The 17268-nt window shown below is 66.7% G+C and carries 17 protein-coding genes and 2 riboswitches; of the genes, 14 read left to right on the top strand and 3 right to left on the bottom strand.

From position 1 onward, the window contains the following. Positions 1 to 4 precede the first annotated feature (4 nt). Together ACSYDW_RS16685 and ACSYDW_RS16690 are read right to left on the bottom strand one after the other, a co-directional pair. On the bottom strand, positions 5 to 715 hold the full coding sequence (locus ACSYDW_RS16685) for a response regulator transcription factor (protein WP_209995209.1): 711 nt from the start codon (positions 713 to 715) through the stop codon (positions 5 to 7). Between the two features lie 114 nt (positions 716 to 829). Beyond that, positions 830 to 1045, bottom strand: a complete 216-nt coding sequence (locus ACSYDW_RS16690) for a hypothetical protein (protein WP_438339858.1) — start codon at positions 1043 to 1045, stop codon at positions 830 to 832. 236 nt (positions 1046 to 1281) lie between these two features. On the opposite strand from ACSYDW_RS16690, the gene ACSYDW_RS16695 reads away from it, so the two are divergent. After that, on the top strand, positions 1282 to 1665 hold the full coding sequence (locus tag ACSYDW_RS16695; RefSeq protein ID WP_438339859.1) for a cold-shock protein: 384 nt from the start codon (positions 1282 to 1284) through the stop codon (positions 1663 to 1665). Between the two features lie 4 nt (positions 1666 to 1669). Then, on the top strand, positions 1670 to 2161 hold the full coding sequence (locus ACSYDW_RS16700) for a DUF3027 domain-containing protein (protein WP_438339860.1): 492 nt from the start codon (positions 1670 to 1672) through the stop codon (positions 2159 to 2161). Between the two features lie 230 nt (positions 2162 to 2391). On the opposite strand, the gene serC is transcribed toward ACSYDW_RS16700, so the two are convergent. Then, the gene (gene serC, locus ACSYDW_RS16705) at positions 2392 to 3513 is read right to left on the bottom strand and encodes a phosphoserine transaminase (protein WP_438339861.1); all 1122 of its coding nucleotides are present in this window, start codon (positions 3511 to 3513) and stop codon (positions 2392 to 2394) included. A gap of 288 nt (positions 3514 to 3801) precedes the next feature. On the opposite strand from serC, the gene ACSYDW_RS16710 reads away from it, so the two are divergent. From ACSYDW_RS16710 to ACSYDW_RS16765, 12 genes are all read left to right on the top strand, one after another. Beyond that, positions 3802 to 4500: an iron-dependent transcriptional repressor DtxR gene (locus ACSYDW_RS16710; RefSeq protein ID WP_438339862.1), complete on the top strand. Its 699-nt coding sequence runs from the start codon at positions 3802 to 3804 to the stop codon at positions 4498 to 4500. A gap of 103 nt (positions 4501 to 4603) precedes the next feature. Beyond that, positions 4604 to 4766: riboswitch (cyclic di-AMP (ydaO/yuaA leader) on the top strand. A 75-nt stretch (positions 4767 to 4841) separates the two neighbouring features. Continuing rightward, positions 4842 to 5774: a M23 family metallopeptidase gene (locus ACSYDW_RS16715; RefSeq protein WP_438339863.1), complete on the top strand. Its 933-nt coding sequence runs from the start codon at positions 4842 to 4844 to the stop codon at positions 5772 to 5774. Between the two features lie 130 nt (positions 5775 to 5904). Then, a riboswitch (cyclic di-AMP (ydaO/yuaA leader) is annotated at positions 5905 to 6062 on the top strand. Between the two features lie 5 nt (positions 6063 to 6067). Further along, on the top strand, positions 6068 to 6922 hold the full coding sequence (locus ACSYDW_RS16720; RefSeq protein ID WP_438339864.1) for a C40 family peptidase: 855 nt from the start codon (positions 6068 to 6070) through the stop codon (positions 6920 to 6922). Positions 6923 to 7670: 748 nt separating this feature from the next. Continuing rightward, complete coding sequence (locus ACSYDW_RS16725; protein ID WP_438339865.1) at positions 7671 to 8102, top strand: DUF305 domain-containing protein; 432 nt, start codon at positions 7671 to 7673, stop codon at positions 8100 to 8102. A gap of 44 nt (positions 8103 to 8146) precedes the next feature. Then, a complete protein-coding gene (locus ACSYDW_RS16730; protein WP_438339866.1) occupies positions 8147 to 9016 on the top strand; it encodes a F510_1955 family glycosylhydrolase in 870 nt (289 codons plus the stop codon). A gap of 237 nt (positions 9017 to 9253) precedes the next feature. Beyond that, positions 9254 to 9751, top strand: coding sequence for an HNH endonuclease (locus tag ACSYDW_RS16735; RefSeq protein ID WP_438339867.1), 498 nt, complete (start codon positions 9254 to 9256; stop codon positions 9749 to 9751). Continuing rightward, the gene (gene mobA, locus ACSYDW_RS16740) at positions 9748 to 10416 is read left to right on the top strand and encodes a molybdenum cofactor guanylyltransferase (protein ID WP_438339868.1); all 669 of its coding nucleotides are present in this window, start codon (positions 9748 to 9750) and stop codon (positions 10414 to 10416) included. Before ACSYDW_RS16735 ends, mobA begins: the two co-directional genes overlap by 4 nt. Before the next feature lie 15 nt (positions 10417 to 10431). Beyond that, positions 10432 to 10710, top strand: coding sequence for a DUF6457 domain-containing protein (locus ACSYDW_RS16745; RefSeq protein ID WP_438339869.1), 279 nt, complete (start codon positions 10432 to 10434; stop codon positions 10708 to 10710). Between the two features lie 3 nt (positions 10711 to 10713). After that, on the top strand, positions 10714 to 11925 hold the full coding sequence (locus ACSYDW_RS16750; protein ID WP_438339870.1) for a molybdopterin molybdotransferase MoeA: 1212 nt from the start codon (positions 10714 to 10716) through the stop codon (positions 11923 to 11925). 58 nt (positions 11926 to 11983) lie between these two features. Beyond that, positions 11984 to 12814, top strand: a complete 831-nt coding sequence (gene fdhD / locus ACSYDW_RS16755) for a formate dehydrogenase accessory sulfurtransferase FdhD (RefSeq protein ID WP_438339871.1) — start codon at positions 11984 to 11986, stop codon at positions 12812 to 12814. 111 nt (positions 12815 to 12925) lie between these two features. Then, the gene (locus ACSYDW_RS16760; protein ID WP_438339872.1) at positions 12926 to 15247 is read left to right on the top strand and encodes an FdhF/YdeP family oxidoreductase; all 2322 of its coding nucleotides are present in this window, start codon (positions 12926 to 12928) and stop codon (positions 15245 to 15247) included. Between the two features lie 152 nt (positions 15248 to 15399). Further along, positions 15400 to 17256 carry an ABC transporter ATP-binding protein gene (locus tag ACSYDW_RS16765; protein ID WP_438339873.1) on the top strand — a complete coding sequence of 619 codons (1857 nt, stop codon included), beginning with the start codon at positions 15400 to 15402 and terminating at the stop codon, positions 17254 to 17256. Positions 17257 to 17268: the final 12 nt, after the last annotated feature.

Here is a 17268-nt window from a genome sequence, read left to right on the forward strand (position 1 = left end):
CTTGCTAGCGGCGGTCCGAGGTACGCATCAGGTAACCAACACCGCGTTTGGTCTGGATCAGCGAGGGCCATTCGGGGCGCGAATCGATCTTGCGGCGAAGGTAGGAAATGTAGGACTCGACGATGGAAGCGTCGCCGTTGAAGTCGTATTCCCAGACGTGGTCCAGGATCTGCGCCTTGGAGAGAACCCTGTTGGGATTCATCATCAGGTAGCGGAGCAACTTGAATTCGGTGGGGGAGAGATCGATGACCTCGCCGGCGCGACGGACCTCGTGGGCGTCGTCATCGAGCTCCAAGTCATCCACGCGGATCACCGCGGTGTCTTCCTCCGCCGGCTGGGTGCGGCGCAGCACCGCACGGATGCGGGCGACGACCTCGTCGAGGCTGAACGGCTTGGTGACGTAGTCGTCGCCGCCAACGGTCAGGCCGGTGACCTTGTCCTCGGTGTCGTCGCGGGCCGTCAGGAAGAGAACGGGGAAGTGCTTTCCCGCTGCGCGCAGCCTGCGGGTGATGGTGAAACCATCCATGTCGGGAAGCATGACGTCCAAGACGGCCAGGTCAGGAGCTTCCTTTTCAACTGCGGCGAGGGCTTCGCGCCCGTTGGCCGCCGCTACGACCTCGAAACCTGCGAAACGCAACGAGGTGGAGAGCAGTTCACGGATATTTGGTTCGTCGTCAACAACCAGCAACCTGGCTTCGGGTGTCTTGGCATTCATGCCTATTAGTCTGCAACCGGTATCTGTAAGAATCCTGTGTGTTGAGTGTGCGGAACTTTGACCTTGTCCCCATGCCCACCAGTTGTCGGCGACCAAATTGCCCCGAAAACGCCATTAACCCTTGCGGCGTTCGAGAAAATTCAGGCCGAGAACAGTCATCAGCAGGATGAACGCCAGCGGCAATCCATAGAGCCCCACGGCCAGCAGCAACGGGGACAAAGCTACGGACATTGCGTATTGGACCAGGATGACGGCCAGGGCAACGAGCGAAACGATGGCAATGCCACCGGCGAACAGGGTCAGGTACCGCTGGAAGGCAGGAGTTTTCACGGTGGTATTCACCCCTTAAAGTTACAGCGCGCGGGCCGCGGATCCACAATGGGCCCCACGACGCAGGTGGGCCGCCAATTGCCGCGGATGTCGTACCCTAGAAGAATAGACTTGCCCGGCGCGAAGAGCCCACCGATCCGTCATGGATGGGGGCCCGCGTGGGGAACCGGCAGATATGGGATCGGGGAATCCAACTCCCCGTGGCCCATTGTGACGCAAGAACGAGGTAGCAAGACGTGCCAACCGGCAAAGTGAAGTGGTACGAACCCTCGAAGGGGTTCGGGTTCCTGGTGACTGACGAGGGCCAGGAAGTGTATTTGAACGCCTCGGCCCTGCCTGCGGGCGTGAATGAGTTGCGTGCCGGTACCCGCATGGAGTTTGGCATTGCCGAAGGCCGCAAGGGCGCGCAGGCGCTGAGCGTTCGGCTTCTGGAAGCGGCACCGTCCGTGGCCCGGGCCAAGCGCAAGGACGCAGTGGACACCGCGGTTCTGATCGAGGATCTCATCAAGGTCCTCGACTCGGTCTCCAACGGTTTGCGCCACGGTCGTTACCCGGAAAAAGCCCAGGGTGCGAAGGTAGCTTCCGTGCTGCGCGCCGTTGCCGACGAACTCGACGTCTAAGCCCATGGCCCGCAAACCAAAACTCGACGAGACGCTGGCGGCAGCACATGAGCGCGCCCGCGCGGCCCTGCTGGAGATTGCTCCGGAGTCCATGATCGGCGCACACCTCGATGCGGTGTGCGACGGCGACCGCTTGGTGACCCACCGTTTCGTCACCTTGCAACCCGGCTACGAGGGATGGTGCTGGTTTGCGACGCTGACCCGGATTCCTCGTGCCCAGGCCAAGGACATCACGGTGTGCGAAGTTGGAATTCTTCCCGGCGAGGATGCCTTGTTGGCTCCGGCATGGGTCCCGTGGGCGGAACGCGTGCGCCCGGAAGACCTCGAGGCAGAGCGCTTGGCCTCCGAAGAAGCGGCTGGACAAGGCGAGGTCGGCGCTGAGGAGCCCGAAACCCACGATGATTCCGACGAGGCGGTTGCCGAGGGTTCAGGCGATCCGGATGAGGGTCTTGCTGAAGACAAGGAAGCCGACGGGGAATCGCCCGAAGGGAACTAGGCTCCTCCATACCAGTTGAATAATCGACCGGGAGATTAATCTAATGGGGCCGGGTGGCGGATGCGAAAGCACCAGCCACCCGGCCCTTCGCGGTCTCCGACCCTGCGGCGGAGGTTGCGCGGTCGGTGCGAGAAACCGCGGGCTTCACGGCAAACGAGAACGGGGAGCGTTCCCCGCTGGCCGTGTGGCTGGCGGAAACGCTCCCCGTTCGTCGTGCAGGCGACTTGGACCTAGTTGTTGGCGATCACGAATTCGATGCACTCGATCAATGCCGAGATGTCTGCGGGCTCGATGGCAACGAACGTGGCGACGCGCAGCTGGTTGCGGCCGAGCTTGCGGTAGGGTTCCACATCCACGACGCCGTTGGCGCGCAGGACCTTTGCGACGGCAGAGGCGTCGATCGAGTCATCGAAGTCGATTGTCGCGATGACGTTGGAGCGGTCCTCCGGGGCGGCGACGTACGGGCTGGCGAAGGTGGATGCCTCAGCCCACTCGTAGAGGCGGGATGCGGAATCGTTGGTGCGGGCCGCGGCGAATTCCAGGCCGCCGTTGGCGTTGAGCCACTGCACCTGGGCATTGAGCGAAACCAGCGTCGAGAGCGACGGGGTGTTGTAGGTCTGGTTCAGGCGCGAGTTGTCGATGGCGGTCTTCAGGTTCAGGAAGTCCGGGATCCAGCGGCCGGACGCAGCGATCTCTTCGGCGCGGGCAATGGCTGCCGGGGAGAAGAGTGCGATCCACAGTCCGCCGTCGGAAGCGAAGTTCTTCTGCGGGGCGAAGTAGTAGACGTCCGCCTGGGAGACGTCGACGTTCAGTCCGCCCGCGGCCGAGGTCGCGTCAATGACGACCAGCGAGTCCTCGTCTGCGCCTTCGACCCGGTGGACGGGCGCTGCAACGCCGGTCGAGGTCTCATTCTGCGGCCAGGCGTAGACGTCGACTCCGGCCTCCGCGACCGGTACGGGGCGGGTGCCCGGCTCCGACTTGATGATGGAGGATTCGGCGAGGAAGGGCGCCTTGTTGGTGGCGGAGGCGAACTTGGAACCGAACTCGCCGAAGGAGAGGTGCTGCGCCTTGTTGCGCACCAGCCCGAAGGTGGCGATGTCCCAGAATGCGGTCGAACCGCCGACACCCAAGACCACTTCGTAGTCCGCGGGTGCGTTGAAGAAGGTCTTTAGGCCTTCCTGGATGTCGCGCACCAGGTTCTTGACGGGTGCCTGGCGGTGGGAGGTTCCCAGCAAGTTGCTGCCGGCCTCCAGGAGTGCCTGGACCTGCTCCGGACGGACCTTGGATGGACCGGCACCGAAACGGCCGTCCACTGGCAAGAGATTTTCGGGAATGGTCAGGCCGGTGCTCATGTTGCTCCTTATTAACAGGATGGGTTCGCTCTTCCGACGCGCCAGACACTGGCAAATGCCGGGGGGTCGGTGCTTCAATGGTCCCGCATGGCGCACCCAAATGCGTAAAAGCGAGTCGTCATTATTAACGCCCGGAACGGGTGGGCTCGTGCGTGACGGCCCGGCACAGGCAGAGTGGGTTGTTTGTGAAGCGGCGGGGGACTTCGTGGCAATTCGCGTGGGTGGCGACGGGTAGAGTGGATGGCGTAGTAATTCCTTTCAAAACCAACCCTTGCAGGAGCGGCAGACGTGTCAGACCTGATCGATACAACCGAAATGTACTTGCGCACCATTTTGGAGCTCGAAGAGGAAGAGATCACTGCACTCCGTGCCCGCATCGCCGAGCGACTGGGGCATTCCGGTCCGACCGTTTCGCAGACGATTGCCCGCATGGAACGTGACGGGCTGGTAGTTGTTACCACCGACCGTCATCTTGAGCTGACCGAACGCGGCCGCGAACTGGCCACCGGAGTCATGCGCAAGCACCGTCTGGCGGAGCGCCTGCTGGCCGATGTGATCGGGCTGGAATGGGAATTCGTCCACGACGAAGCCTGCCGCTGGGAGCACGTGATGAGCGAGCGTGTGGAGCAGCGCCTGTACAAGTTGCTGGGGCAGCCTGCATCATCGCCCTACGGAAATCCGATCCCCGGCCTTGAGGCCCTTGGCGGTCCCGAGCTTGCCGATATCTCGGTGGGTGTCCAAAATCTCGATTCGGCCCTTGCGGACGGCAATACCGGTCCAGTGCGCGTTGAACGCCTTGCCGAATCGATCCAGGTCGAACCGGAGCTCCTCGTTCAGCTCGACGAGGGTGGGATTCGTCCAGGTGCCCTAGTCACACTGGAACGCGCGGACGATTACGTCTTGGTTCGCGTCCAGGGCATCGAAGGGGCCCTCGAGCTTCCGACCGAGGTCAGCGCCCATGTGTTTGTCCGGCGCTTGGATAGATAACGGAATTGTAACTTTGGACTAAAGCCCGGTAGGGTTTCTAGTTGTGTCATATTTTCGTGACTCAATCCAGATCCGGTTCGCATAACCCTACCGGCGGAGACTGGACTAAGACTTGCCGGTAGGGGCGGAGGACCCAATTCAACCGTTTCGTGGTTTTGAACCACGGATCTTGGGGTGAAGTTGAGTCCACCATGGTGGGCTCGGCCGAGTTGATCTCATGACTCGAATCCGACAGCTAACTTCGCAGGCGATACATGAGAGGTTGTCATTTGACACAGCAGCACAATTCCGGCCGCCGCCGTGCGTCTGGACCGGTTGATGCTTCGCCTGCCGAAGGCACTTTGGAACGTATTGTCGACTCCGCATTGAGTGACGAGGCACCTGCCCGCCGCAGCGGTCGACGCTCCCTGCACGTGGTGCCCGAGCTCGCCGAGACGACTCCGGCAAGCTATGTGGGCCGCCGCTTTGAAACCAGCCTTCGCTACGGCGTGGCACCCGAGGCCGCAGCCATTGCCGCCACGGAACGCGTCGAAGAAGAGGTCGCCTCGGCGCCGCAGTACGATGCGCAAGCAGACTCCGAAGAGCTCAACAATGTCCTTCAGTTCGAGTCGCACCCCAAGCGTTCGCGCCTTGGCTTCACCCACAAAATTGCAGCGGTTGCAGCGGTTTCAGGCCTTGCGTTGGCTGCAGCAAGCCCGTCCCAGGAAGCGGAACAGCTTTCCGGCGAAGAGACCCGCGTAGCGCAGTCGGTCGTCGTCGACGTCAAGGCCCCGGTTACCGAGGAAGTCAAGATCGAGCGCGTTTCGGTCACGAGCAAGTTCACTAAGGAAGACAAGCTTGCGACGGTGATGACTGCCGCGGGTGGCGATGTCTCCAAGATCGCCACGAGTGGGGTCCTTGCCCAGCCCGTGGATAACATCCGATTGACTTCACGCTTCGGCCACCGCAAGAACCCGACCGGCCCGGGGTACATGATCCACAACGGCCTGGACTACGCAGTCCCGATGGGGACCCCCATCAAGGCCAGCGCCGCCGGTACCGTCGTGCAGGCGGGGTGGGCCGGCCACTCGGGCTTCCGTGTGGAGATCGACCACGGCAACGGACTGCACACCAGCTACAACCACAACTCGGCCGTGAAGGTCGCCGTTGGGCAAAAGGTTGAACGTGGCGAAGTTGTTTCGCTCAGCGGCAGCACCGGCAACTCGACGGGCCCGCACCTGCACCTCGAAGTCATCGTCGATGGCAAGTGGGTCGACCCGGCTGGCTGGTTGTAACGAACAATGTCACCGTTCCGTGACCAGAACGTGACATTCGCACTTGTTTCATATATTCTAGAAATGTAGTCGGCGCTCAAGCACGATTACCGCCATGAGGAGTGCCGAGCACTGCCGCCGCATGGTGTCCGTTCAAAAAACGCATGGCAGTGGCGGGGGACCCACTTTTTGGCTTCTGAAGTTAGGAAGCCTTGGGGTTAAGTAACCCGGACCCGCACAGGGGCCGGATTGCCGAGTGACTCCCACTCGAACCCGACAGCTCACCTCGTAGGCATCAGGAGAGGCAAAACAACGTGACTACACGTCAAGCACTTGGTCGCCACCGCGCGACTTCGGTTCGAACGAACCCACTTGAGTCCATCTCGAAGGCAGTCGCCTCGAACGCTGGATCCGTTGGTCGTCAGGCCGCAGTAATCGCAGCAGCATCCGGCCTTGTCCTTACCCTGGGCGTTCCGGGCCAGGGCACGGCGACCCGCGAGGCATCCTCCGCCCCCGTCGAAGGCCTCTCTGCAGAGCGCGTGGCAGTCAAGGCCGTTTCGGTCTCTGCCTCCAAGGTCAAGGACCTGGACATCGAACGCTCCGCATTCACCTCCAAGCCGGCTCCGGCCCCGGTTGTCGTCTCGGTTGCAAGCTCCGTTTCGACCCGTGGCGACAACACCGCCGCGACCCGCGCAAACAACACGACGACCCGCGCAACGTCCAACAGCGCTTCCGCCGACGCCTTCGCACCGACGACCCGCACCAACCGCGGCGGCGCTGCAAGCACCGCTGTTGCACCCAAGAGCGATTCGATCAACACCGCGAATCTCTCCGGCATTGCGGCCACGGCAGCCCAGTACGTCGGCGTCCCCTACGTCTGGGGCGGCAACACCACCGCGGGCTGGGATTGCTCCGGTTTCGTGAAGTACGTATACGCCAAGCACGGAATCAACATCGCCCGCGGCACCTCGGCGATCCGCGCTTCCGGCCAGTTCGTACGCACCAGCAACCCGAAGCCGGGCGACCTGGTGTTCCAGAACGGTGGAGGTCACGTCGGCATCTACCTCGGTGGCGGAAAGATGATCGGTGCACAGAACCCGACCGTCGACACCATCCTCCACGACGTGAGCCGCAACCCGCTGTACGGCTACTACACGCTGGCCAAGTAGGCAGAATTCATTCAGGGCCCCGCTGAATCCGCAAGGATGCAGCGGGGCCCTGTTGCATGTTCCCCCAGTTGGATTGATACCCCCAGAGGGTATATGGTGATGCGTGTGAACACGCCATCCGGATCCGTCGGCAACAGGGCCCTGGTGCCCGCCGTGAGGGTCGTGTTCTTGTGCGCGTTCTTCCTTGGACTGCTTTCCATGCATGTCCTCGGCGGGGCCGCAGTGGATCCCATCGACCACGGGGGCACCAGATTCACCGTCGCAACGGGGTTCACCGCGGTCGCCGCAGCCCAGGACCACGGCGATTCGCACGGGCCGGTTGCGCAACCTCACGGTGAACATGGCATGGGGCCGGGGGACTGTGCGCTCCTACTCGCATGCGTCCTCGGATTTGTTGCGATTGTTGCCAACCTCGGAAGACCGAGGGTCGGGGCAACCGCTCCGCGAGCTGGGCCCCTGCCCTATCTGCAGAACCGCTTCCCGGTGAGGATCGGTGTCGTTCGTCCTCCCTCCCTCCAACGTCTAGGTATTTGCCGTAGATGAGTGCTTCGGAATGTAACCGAAACACAAATACATCTCACGCAAGGAAAAGACGTTGAAAAAGTACAAAAGAAACTTGGTGCTGTCGGCTGCCGTAGTGGCGGGCGCCTTGGCCTTGGCGGGTTGCTCGTCACCTGCATCGAGCCCCGCCGCGGGCTCGACAACCAGCGAAGCCGCATCGGTAAACGAACACAACGGTGCGGATACCATGTTCGCGCAGATGATGATTCCCCACCACGAGCAGGCCGTTCAGATGAGCGAGACCATGCTGGAGAAGAGTGGTCTGAGTTCCGAGGCGGTCGAACTTGCCACCGGAATCAAGAATGCCCAGGCCCCGGAGATCAAGCTCATGGAGTCTTGGCTGGAAGGATGGGGCGAACCCCGGCACATGGGCCACGACATGGCGATGGACGGCATGCTCGGGGAGGAAGACCTCAAGGCCCTGGCCGGTGCCCAGGGAGCCGCAGCCGAAGAGCTGTTCCTGAAGCAAATGATCGAACACCACCTGGGTGCCACGAAAATGGCGGAAGATGTGTTGAAAAACGGCAAGGATCCGAAGGTCCTGGACTTGGGCCGGAAAGTGATTGCCGACCAAAACGCCGAGATCGCCGCCATGCGCACCATGCTGGGGAAGCCGTGATGCTGCGAGGACTGGCGACAACGGCCGCGAAGGGGCCGCTTTTCATGTCCATCGCACTGGCCGGAAGCGTGGCCCTTGCCGGCTGCGCATCCGCAACCGTAGAACCGGGACCCGCCACGAGAAGTGCGGCGGGTGCCCCGCCGCAGGCCTCCACCGGAGCCGCGGCACAGCGCATCGACGGGTACCCGAGCGCACATGTGCACGCCATCGCCGACACGGGGGATGGGCAGGTGCTGCTGGCCACCCACGACGGGCTCTACGACGTCTCGGCGGATCCCGCCCGGCGCATCGGACCCGTCGTCGACTGGATGGGATTCACCCTTGGGAAGGACGGCTACTACGCCTCGGGCCACCCCGGGCCCGGCACCGACCTGCAAAACCCCGTGGGCCTGATGCGTTCGACAGACGAGGGCCGCACCTGGGAGGGCCTTTCGCGCTCCGGGGTATCGGACTTCCATGCGATGACGGCCAGCAAGAACGCCGTCATAGGGTTCGACACGGCGCTGCGTTCCACCGCCGACGGCACGACCTGGAAGGACCTTGATCCCCGGATCCTCCCGGCGACACTTGCCGCCGACGCACGCGGAACCCTCGTCCTGGCGGCCACGGAACAAGGCGTCTGGCGCTCCGCGGACGACGGCGCGACGTTCAGCGAACCGGATCCGGGCGCCCCGGTGCTCCAGTACCTGGCTGTCGCCGGCGGCAAGGCCGTGGGGATCACCCCCGACGGCGTCGCCTGGACGAGCCGGGACGGCGGAGCGACCTGGGCTCGGGGCGCCCGGGTGCAGGGAACCGCGAGTGCGGTGGCCATGAGTCAGGACGGATCGCGGATCTGGGTGGCCAGCTCGCTGGGCGTCGAACATTCCGATGACGGGGCCGCCGGCTTCGAACTGCGGTTCGCGGCTCCCCGGTAGCGGCCAACGGTCTTGTGAAACCCGGTTTTGCCGGGTTCCACAAGACCGTTCCCGGTGCATGCGACGTTCAGTGTTCGGAGGGAATTCGAACCAATTTCACCCAAAACCGCGCGCAACCACCGGCCTTTGTCCTAGGCTAGCCCCAGAGTCAATGCTCAGAGCCACGCGCGTCGCATGAGGGATTCCGCCACGAACGGGTCCCTCTGTTGCGCCGGGTCGGGATCTAAGGATGCGCCGATGCGAACGCTAGTGCTGAATGCAGGATTTGAACCGCTGGCGGTAGTCACGTTTCGCCGGGCGCTGCTGCTTGTCTTCATGGAGAAGGCCACGGTGCTGGCCGTCGACGAGGAGCACCCGGTCATCGGCCCCAACCACGTCATGCCCCGCCCCACGGTGATCCTGCTGAACCGCTACGTCCGCATGCCGCACCGCCGCAACCTCCAGGTCTCGCGCCGCGGGGTGCTGCGCCGGGACGCACACCGCTGCGCCTACTGCGGACGCAGCGCCAGCACCATCGACCACGTCATCCCGCGCAGCAGGGGCGGCGTCGACAGCTGGGAGAACCTCGTCGCGGCATGTCACGGCTGCAATAGCGCCAAAGGCGACAGGACGCTGGCACAGTTGGGGTGGAAACTACGATTCGCACCGGGCACACCCCGCGGCGCCCACTGGTTCATCACCGAACTCGACAGGCCCGTGGAGGCCTGGAGCCCCTTCCTTCGGAGCGCAGCATGAAATTCGATGCCATCATCGTGGCGGGAGGCCGTGGTTCGCGGCTGGGCGGGGTGAGCAAACCCCTGCTGGAACACCACGGTGAAACGCTGCTTGAGCATGCGCTCAACGCGGTGAAGGACGCCGAGGGCATCGCCGTGGTCGGCGCGCATGCGCTGGCCGACGCGGTGACCCGGTACATGGAGAACGCCCCCGACAGCCAGCGCGTGGTCATCACCCGGGAATACCCCACCTATGCGGGTCCCGCGGCCGCCGTGGCCGCGGGACGCGCGGCACTCGACGACGGCCCCGACGACGAGAGCGCGCAGTGGCCGACGGGCGGATCGGACATCACCGTGGTGCTTGCCGCCGACCTGCTGGAACCGGCCCCCGTGGTCAAGGCCCTGCTCGAGGTCGCGCGCCGCCGGGCCCCGGGGGTCGAGGCATGGGTGCCTCAGGACGCCGGAGGGGTGCTGCAGACCCTCGCCTGCGCGATCACCACCGAGGCCCTGAAGGCCGCCATTCTCCAGGCGGCCGAACCGCACGGCACCCTGGAGAATGCGTCGATGATGCGTCTGCTTGCTACAGTGCAGATGGAACGGCTGAAGCTGCCGGAGGCGGATTTCAGCGACATCGACACACCTGGGGACGCCGGGCGCCACGGAATCACGGTGGCGAACGGCAACTGACGAGGAGAACAGCACATGGCCGCAGAGGGACTCGACGACTGGGTCAGTGAGCTACTGGCCGCCTACGGGCTCACCGGAACGCAGGTGGACATCGACAAGGTGCTCTCCCTGGCCGGGGTCGCCGCCCACGGCATCGTGCGGCCCGCCGCCCCGCTGACCACCTATCTGGCCGGCTACGCCGCGGGACTCGCGGTGGGCCGGGGAGAGGCCGGGGAAGCCGGCGCCATGGATGAGGCCGACGCGCTGGCCCGCGAGGCACTGCGTGCCCGCACCGCCCCCGGCACCGACGACTAGGGCATGCCCGAGCACAACAGCGACCACGGGTGGGACCACGCACGCCGGGAGGCGCACCGGCTGGGACGGGAACTGCGGCCGGCCCCGGAAACCGTCCCGCTGCACCTGGCCGGCGGCCGCGTGCTGGCCCGGGACCTGGTGGCCCGCTACCCGATACCGCACTGCGCTACCTCCGCCATGGACGGCTTCGCCGTGTCGGGCCCGGCCCCCTGGCGGCTGCTTGATGCGGTGGCCCACAACCCCGCGGAGGGTGCCGGTGCCTCGCTGGCCCCGGGCGAGGCCGTGGCGGTGGTGACCGGCTCCTTGATCCCCGCCGGCGCCGGGGCCATCGTCCGCCTTGAACACACCACCGAGCGCGACGGCCTGCTGACCGCCGACAGGCCGCCGGCCGCGGGGGCGGACATCCGCCCGGCGGGAACCGAGGCCGCACCGGGGGACGTGCTGCAGGCGGCGGGCACCGTGCTGCGTGCCGGGGTCGTCGCCACGGCCGCCGTCGCGGGGTACGACGAGCTGCAGGTCGCCGCGCGACCGAAGGTCCACCTGGTCTACACCGGCGACGAGGTCGTCACCTCCGGCACCCCGGCCCCCGGGGAGGTGCGCGACGGGTTCTCCCCGGTCCTGCCGCTGATCGTCGGGGCGCTGGGCGGGCAGGCCCACGGCTCGACGCGCATCGGGGATTCGCTGGAACAGTGCCTCGAGGCGCTCACCGGCGTGCAGGCGCTGGCCGCGGACATCGTCGTGACCACCGGCGGCACCGGGTTCTCCGACCGCGACTTCGTGCGCGCCGCCGCGGCGCAGCTCGGCGGCAGGGAGGTCGTTTCCTCCATCGCCATGCGCCCCGGGCACCCCTCGATGCTCGCGTTGCTGCCCGACGGGCGCATCCTCGTGGCGCTGCCGGGCAACCCGCTGGCCGCGCTCATGGCCGTGGCGACACTGTTGGACCCGCTGCTGCGCGGTGCCTGCGGCATCGACCCCGAGGCACCCGGGCACGCGCCGTCCGCCGTCGACTTCGCACCGCTGCCTGGGCGGCACCGGCTCATCCCGGCGCGCTGGGTGCGCTCCGCGGACCCGCTGGCCGCCGACGCGCTGGCCCCGGCCGAACACGTGGGCTCGGCCATGCTGCGCGGGCTCTCCGGTGCCGAGGCCATCCTGGTCGTCCCGCCCGCCGGGGCCCGGGCCGGGAGCCCCGTCGGCTACCTTGGACTACCGTGGTAACAGGGGAAAACCCCCGAGCCGGCCGCCCGCGGCCCGAAGCAAGCAAAGGAACATGAGCATGGGACGCAAGATCGTGCGCCGGCGCATTGTGCGCGCCACCCTGGAGGGTGCACGGAGTTCGCGGGAGGAAAAGCTCGCCGTCGAGGAACCGCTGGAGATCCGGTTCGGCTCCACCCCGTTCACCACCTCCATGCGCACCCCGGGCGACGACTTCGACCTTGTCGCGGGGTTCCTGCTCGCCGAGGGCATCATCACCCGCCCCGAGCACCTTGTGGCCATGCGCTACTGCGCCGGAACCGATGCGGAGGGCAACCAGACCTTCAACGTCATCGAGGTGCAGCTGGGATTCGGCGCCCAGGCCCCGGACCTCTCGGCCGCCCGCCACGTGGTGACAAGCTCCGCCTGCGGGATCTGCGGGACAAACTCGATCGACGAGGTCCGCAAGAAATCCCCGTACCTGCTGGACCCCGCGGCCGGCACCGTGGAGCTCGGGACGCTGTTGGCCATGCCCGATGCCCTGTTGGAGGCCCAGCAGCTTTTCGGTGCCACCGGCGGCGTGCACGCGGCGGGGCTCTTCACCACCGAGGGCCGCCTGCTGGTGGTGCGCGAGGACGTGGGCCGGCACAACGCCGTGGACAAGGTGATCGGCGCGGCCCTGCGCGAGGGCCTGCTCCCGCTGCGCGAGAGTGTCCTGCAGGTTTCCGGGCGGGCCTCCTTCGAACTGGTCCAGAAGGCGGCGATGGCCGGGATCCCGGTGCTCTCCGCGGTCAGCGCCCCGTCGTCGCTGGCCGTCGAGCTGGCGCAGGAATCCGGACTCACCCTCGCCGCGTTTTCCCGCACCAGCAGCGTGAACCTATACACTCATGCTCAACGTGTACTCGGCGGCTAGCTGCCCTGCGGCCCGCACGGCCGCGGGAACGCGGCGCGCCCGTGAATCAAGTGCCGGCCCGCGCCCGAGGGGGCGCACGGCAACAACCCCGCTGCGACGTGGAGGAACAAGATGAATCGCCCGGCCCCAACGCAAGACATCAACGAAGACGACCTGGTCGTCGGCAAGCCCAAGCGCAGCGCCGCGGGCGTCGAGGCGGTCAAGGTGTCCCTGGAGCGCGGCTTCGCCGAGGCCGGGGTGACGCGCACCCTGCGCTCGATGCTGCGGATCAACCAGCGCGGCGGGTTCGACTGCCCAGGCTGCGCCTGGCCCGAGTCCATCACCGGGGCCCGCAAGCCCGCCGAGTTCTGCGAGAACGGCGCCAAGGCCATCGCCGAGGAAGCCAGCGCGCGCACCGTCACGCCCGCCTGGTGGGCGCAGCACCCGATCGAGGTGCTCCGCGGGAAGACCGAGTACTGGCTCGGCTCGCAGGGCCGCATCACCGAGCCCATGGTCATCCGCGCCGGGGAGAGCCACTACACGCCGATCACCTGGGCGCAGGCCTTCCGCACCATCGGCGAGCACGTGAACGCGACGACGCCGGAGAAGTGCGTCTTCTACACCTCGGGCCGCACGGCCAACGAGACGGCGTTCATGTACCAGCTGCTGGCCCGCTCGCTGGGCACCAACAACCTGCCGGACTGCTCCAACATGTGCCACGAGTCCTCCGGCTCGGCGCTGAACCCCACCATCGGCATCGGCAAGGGGACGGTCTCCCTTGAGGACTTCGAGCACGCCGAGCTGATCTTCGTGGTCGGGCAGAACCCCGGCACCAACCACCCGCGCATGCTCTCGGCGCTCTCCGAGGCCCGCGCGCGCGGCGCCCGCGTCGTCGCGGTGAACCCGCTTCCCGAGGCCGGGTTCTTCGGCTTCAAGGACCCGCAAACCGTCGGCGGCATGCTGGGGCGGCCCTCCGAGGTCTCCAGCGACTTCCTGCAGATCAAGGTCGGCGGCGACCTGGCGCTCTTCCAGGCCTTCGGCCACCTGCTGCTGGCCGCGGAGGAAAAGAACCCGGGCAGCGTCATCGACGCGGATTTCATCGCCTCCGCCACCGACGGCTTCGAGGCCTACAAGGCGGCCCGCGCCCAGCTGGACTGGGAGGCCACCGAGGAGGCCACGGGGCTGACCCGCGCGCAGATCACCGAGATCGCCGGGCTGCTCATCGCCTCAAAGGCGACGATCTTCTGCTGGGCGCTGGGCCTGACCCAGCAGCCGCACTCGGTGCCGACGCTCAAGGAGATCATCAACCTGCTGCTGGTGCAGGGCAACTTCGGCAAGCCCGGCGCCGGCGCCTGCCCCGTGCGCGGGCACTCCAACGTGCAGGGCGACCGCACCATGGGCATCTGGGAGAAGCCCTCCGAGAAGCTGCTGGCGGCCCTTGACGCGGAGTTCGGCATCGAGTCCCCGCGCGCCCACGGCTACGACTCCACCGAGGCCCTGGAGGCCTTCGAGAACGACGAGATCGACGTGTTCGTCTCCATGGGCGGCAACTTCGCGCTGGCCAACGCGGAGACCGAGGCGCTGGAGGCCGGCATGCAGCGCGCCAAGCTCACGGTGCACATCTCCACCAAGCCCAACCGCTCCCACGTGGTGCACGGGCAGACCTCCATCATCCTTCCCACGCTGGGGCGCACCGACCGGGACGACAAGCACCCCGGCGGCGCCCAGTTCCTCTCGGTGGAGGACTCCATGTCCGTCATCCACTCGACGCAGGGGCGGCTCGCCCCGGTCTCCGAGCACCTGCTGGCCGAGCCCGTCATCGTCGCCCGCATGGCCACCGCCATCCTCGGCGAGGACCACGTGGTCCCGTGGAAGGCCATGGCGGATGACTACGACGTCGTGCGCGAACACATCTCCCGGGTGCTGCCGGGCTTCGAGGACTTCAACCGCCGGGTGCGCGGGCGCAACGGGTTCGTGCTGCCCAACCCGCCGCGCGACACCCGCTCCTTCGCCACGGACATCGGCAAGGGCCGCTTCACGGTCTCCCCGTTCGAGGCGCTGGAAGCCCCGGAGGGCCACCTGATCCTGCAGACCATGCGCAGCCACGACCAGTACAACACCACGTTCTACGGGCTCGACGACCGCTACCGCGGGATCAAGGACGGCCGCCGCGTCGTGCTGATCAACCCGGAGGACCTCGCCGGGCTGGGCCTGGAGGACAGGTCGCTGGTGGACGTGATCTCCACCTTCGGCGGCACCGAGCGCCGCGCCAACAGGTTCCGCCTTGTCTCCTACCCGACGGCCAAGGGCTGCGCCGCCGCGTACTTCCCGGAGGCCAACGCGCTGGTGCACCGCGAGCTGGTGGCCCGCGAATCCAACACCCCCGGCTTCAAGGCCATGACGGTGCGCTTCGTGCCGCACTCCCTGCAGCCGGGCCCGACCCTGGACAGCTGACCCGGACCCTGCCGGGCGCACTCCGGCGGGGGCAACGCCGGTGCGCCGGTATAGTTGGTCTGCACCTTCGGGCCCGCCGGGGCCCGGACCGGGGGTGCGGAAACCCCGTGGCGCCGCGCGCTGCCACGGCCTAGATGTGGCGGGACACCTTCATGAGCATGGAAAGCGTCGCCTGGAGTTCGCTGTGGCGGATGTCGGGCCAGGACAAGGGCAAGGCGTACGCGCCGGGCACCCCGCGGCGGGTCCTGGCCTTCGCAGGGGTCTACAAGAAGCAACTGCTGGTGTTCGTCTTCTTCTCGGTGTGCGCTGCGGTGCTCTCGGTCGTGACCCCTGTGCTGGCCGGCCGCGTGGTCGATGCGATAGTCGCGAAGTCCGAGGCCGGAACGGTGCTCTGGCTGGCCGGGCTGATCGCCGTCGTCGCCGTCCTCAGCGCCATCTTCTCGCTGGTCGTGCGCTGGTTCTCCTCCCGGCTCGGCGAGGGCATCATCTTCGACCTGCGCACCGCGGTCTTCGACCACGTGCAGAAGATGCCCGTGGCCTTCTTCACCAGGACCCGCACCGGCGCGCTGGTCAGCCGCCTGAACAACGACGTCATCGGGGCTCAGGCCGCGTTCGCCGGCACCCTGTCCGGGCTCGTCTCCAACGTCGTGGCACTGGTGCTCACGGCCGGCGTCATGTTCTCCACCTCCTGGCAGGTCACCCTCGCGGCGCTGGTGCTGCTGCCGGTCTTCCTGTTTCCGGCCCGCCGATTCGGCCGCACCCTCGCGCTGCTGCGCAAGGAGTCGGCCGAGCTGAACGCCTCCATGGCCACGCAGATGACCGAGCGCTTCTCCGCCCCCGGCGCCACGCTGATCAAGCTCTTCGGGCGCCCGGCCGACGAATCCGCGCAGTTCGCGATGCGCGCCGGGCGCGTGCGGGACATCGGCGTGAAGATGACGATGCGCCAGTTCTTCTTCGTCACCATGCTCACCCTTGTCGCAGCGCTCGCGCTGGCCCTCGTCTACGGACTCGGCGGCCTGTATGCGACCCGCGGGCAGTTGGCCGCCGGCGACGTGGTGGTGCTGGGCATGCTGCTGGTGCAGCTCTACTCGCCGCTGACGGCGCTGGCCAACGCCCGGGTGGAGATCACCAGCGCCCTGGTGAGCTTCGACAGGGTCTTCGAGATCCTTGACCTCAAGCCGCTGATCAGCGATTCGCCCACCGCCCGGGCCCTGGAACCGGGACCGGTGGACGTGAGGTTCACGGACGTGTCCTTCGCCTACCCGAGCGCGGAGAAGGTCTCCCTCGCCTCGCTCGAGGACGTCGCGGTGCTCGACACCCGCGGCGGCGAGACGGTGCTGCACGGCATCGACTTCGAGATCCCCGCGGGGTCCACCGTCGCGCTCGTGGGTTCCTCGGGCGCCGGAAAGTCGACCATCGCCTCGCTGCTGGCCAGGCTCTACGACGTCGACTCCGGGTCCGTGGAGCTCGCCGGCGTCGACATCCGCGAACTCAAGCTCGACTCGCTGCGCTCCACCGTCTCCATGGTGACCCAGGACGGGCACCTGTTCCACGAGACCATCGGCGCGAACCTGCGCCTGGCCCGGCCGGACGCCGGGGATGCGGAGATCTGGCAGGCGCTGGAGCGTGCCCGGTTGCGCGAGACCATCGAGGCGCTGCCCGACGGGCTGGAGACCGTGGTGGGGGAGCGCGGCTACCGGCTTTCCGGCGGCGAACGCCAGCGCATGACCATCGCGCGCCTGTTGCTGGCCGCGCCCCAGGTGGTCATCCTCGACGAGGCAACTGCCGCGCTAGATTCCTCCAACGAGGCGGCCGTCCAGGCGGCGCTGGCCGAGGCGCTGGAAAACCGCACCGCGCTTGTCATAGCGCACCGGCTCTCGACCATCCGCTCGGCCGACCAGATCCTGGTGGTCGAGGGCGGGCGGATCGTCGAGCGTGGCACCCACACCGAGCTCCTGGCCGCCGGCGGGCGGTACGCTGAACTGCACGAAACGCAGTTCGCCCAGTAGCGCCGGCGGGCC

Origin of the sequence: Paeniglutamicibacter selenitireducens (assembly GCF_051550675.1) — a bacterium.
Classification (GTDB): Bacteria; Actinomycetota; Actinomycetes; order Actinomycetales; family Micrococcaceae; genus Paeniglutamicibacter.

What these genes read in the sequence shown, in the direction of transcription:
- ACSYDW_RS16685 (WP_209995209.1), bottom strand. Translation starts at nt 715, where the DNA reads ATGAATGCCAAGACACCCGAAGCCAGGTTGCTGGTTGTTGACGACGAA.
- ACSYDW_RS16700 (WP_438339860.1), top strand. Translation starts at nt 1,670, where the DNA reads ATGGCCCGCAAACCAAAACTCGACGAGACGCTGGCGGCAGCACATGAG.
- serC (WP_438339861.1), bottom strand. Translation starts at nt 3,513, where the DNA reads ATGAGCACCGGCCTGACCATTCCCGAAAATCTCTTGCCAGTGGACGGC.
- ACSYDW_RS16725 (WP_438339865.1), top strand. Translation starts at nt 7,671, where the DNA reads ATGTTCGCGCAGATGATGATTCCCCACCACGAGCAGGCCGTTCAGATG.
- ACSYDW_RS16730 (WP_438339866.1), top strand. Translation starts at nt 8,147, where the DNA reads ATGTCCATCGCACTGGCCGGAAGCGTGGCCCTTGCCGGCTGCGCATCC.
- ACSYDW_RS16735 (WP_438339867.1), top strand. Translation starts at nt 9,254, where the DNA reads ATGCGAACGCTAGTGCTGAATGCAGGATTTGAACCGCTGGCGGTAGTC.
- mobA (WP_438339868.1), top strand. Translation starts at nt 9,748, where the DNA reads ATGAAATTCGATGCCATCATCGTGGCGGGAGGCCGTGGTTCGCGGCTG.
- ACSYDW_RS16745 (WP_438339869.1), top strand. Translation starts at nt 10,432, where the DNA reads ATGGCCGCAGAGGGACTCGACGACTGGGTCAGTGAGCTACTGGCCGCC.
- ACSYDW_RS16750 (WP_438339870.1), top strand. Translation starts at nt 10,714, where the DNA reads ATGCCCGAGCACAACAGCGACCACGGGTGGGACCACGCACGCCGGGAG.
- fdhD (WP_438339871.1), top strand. Translation starts at nt 11,984, where the DNA reads ATGGGACGCAAGATCGTGCGCCGGCGCATTGTGCGCGCCACCCTGGAG.
- ACSYDW_RS16760 (WP_438339872.1), top strand. Translation starts at nt 12,926, where the DNA reads ATGAATCGCCCGGCCCCAACGCAAGACATCAACGAAGACGACCTGGTC.
- ACSYDW_RS16765 (WP_438339873.1), top strand. Translation starts at nt 15,400, where the DNA reads ATGAGCATGGAAAGCGTCGCCTGGAGTTCGCTGTGGCGGATGTCGGGC.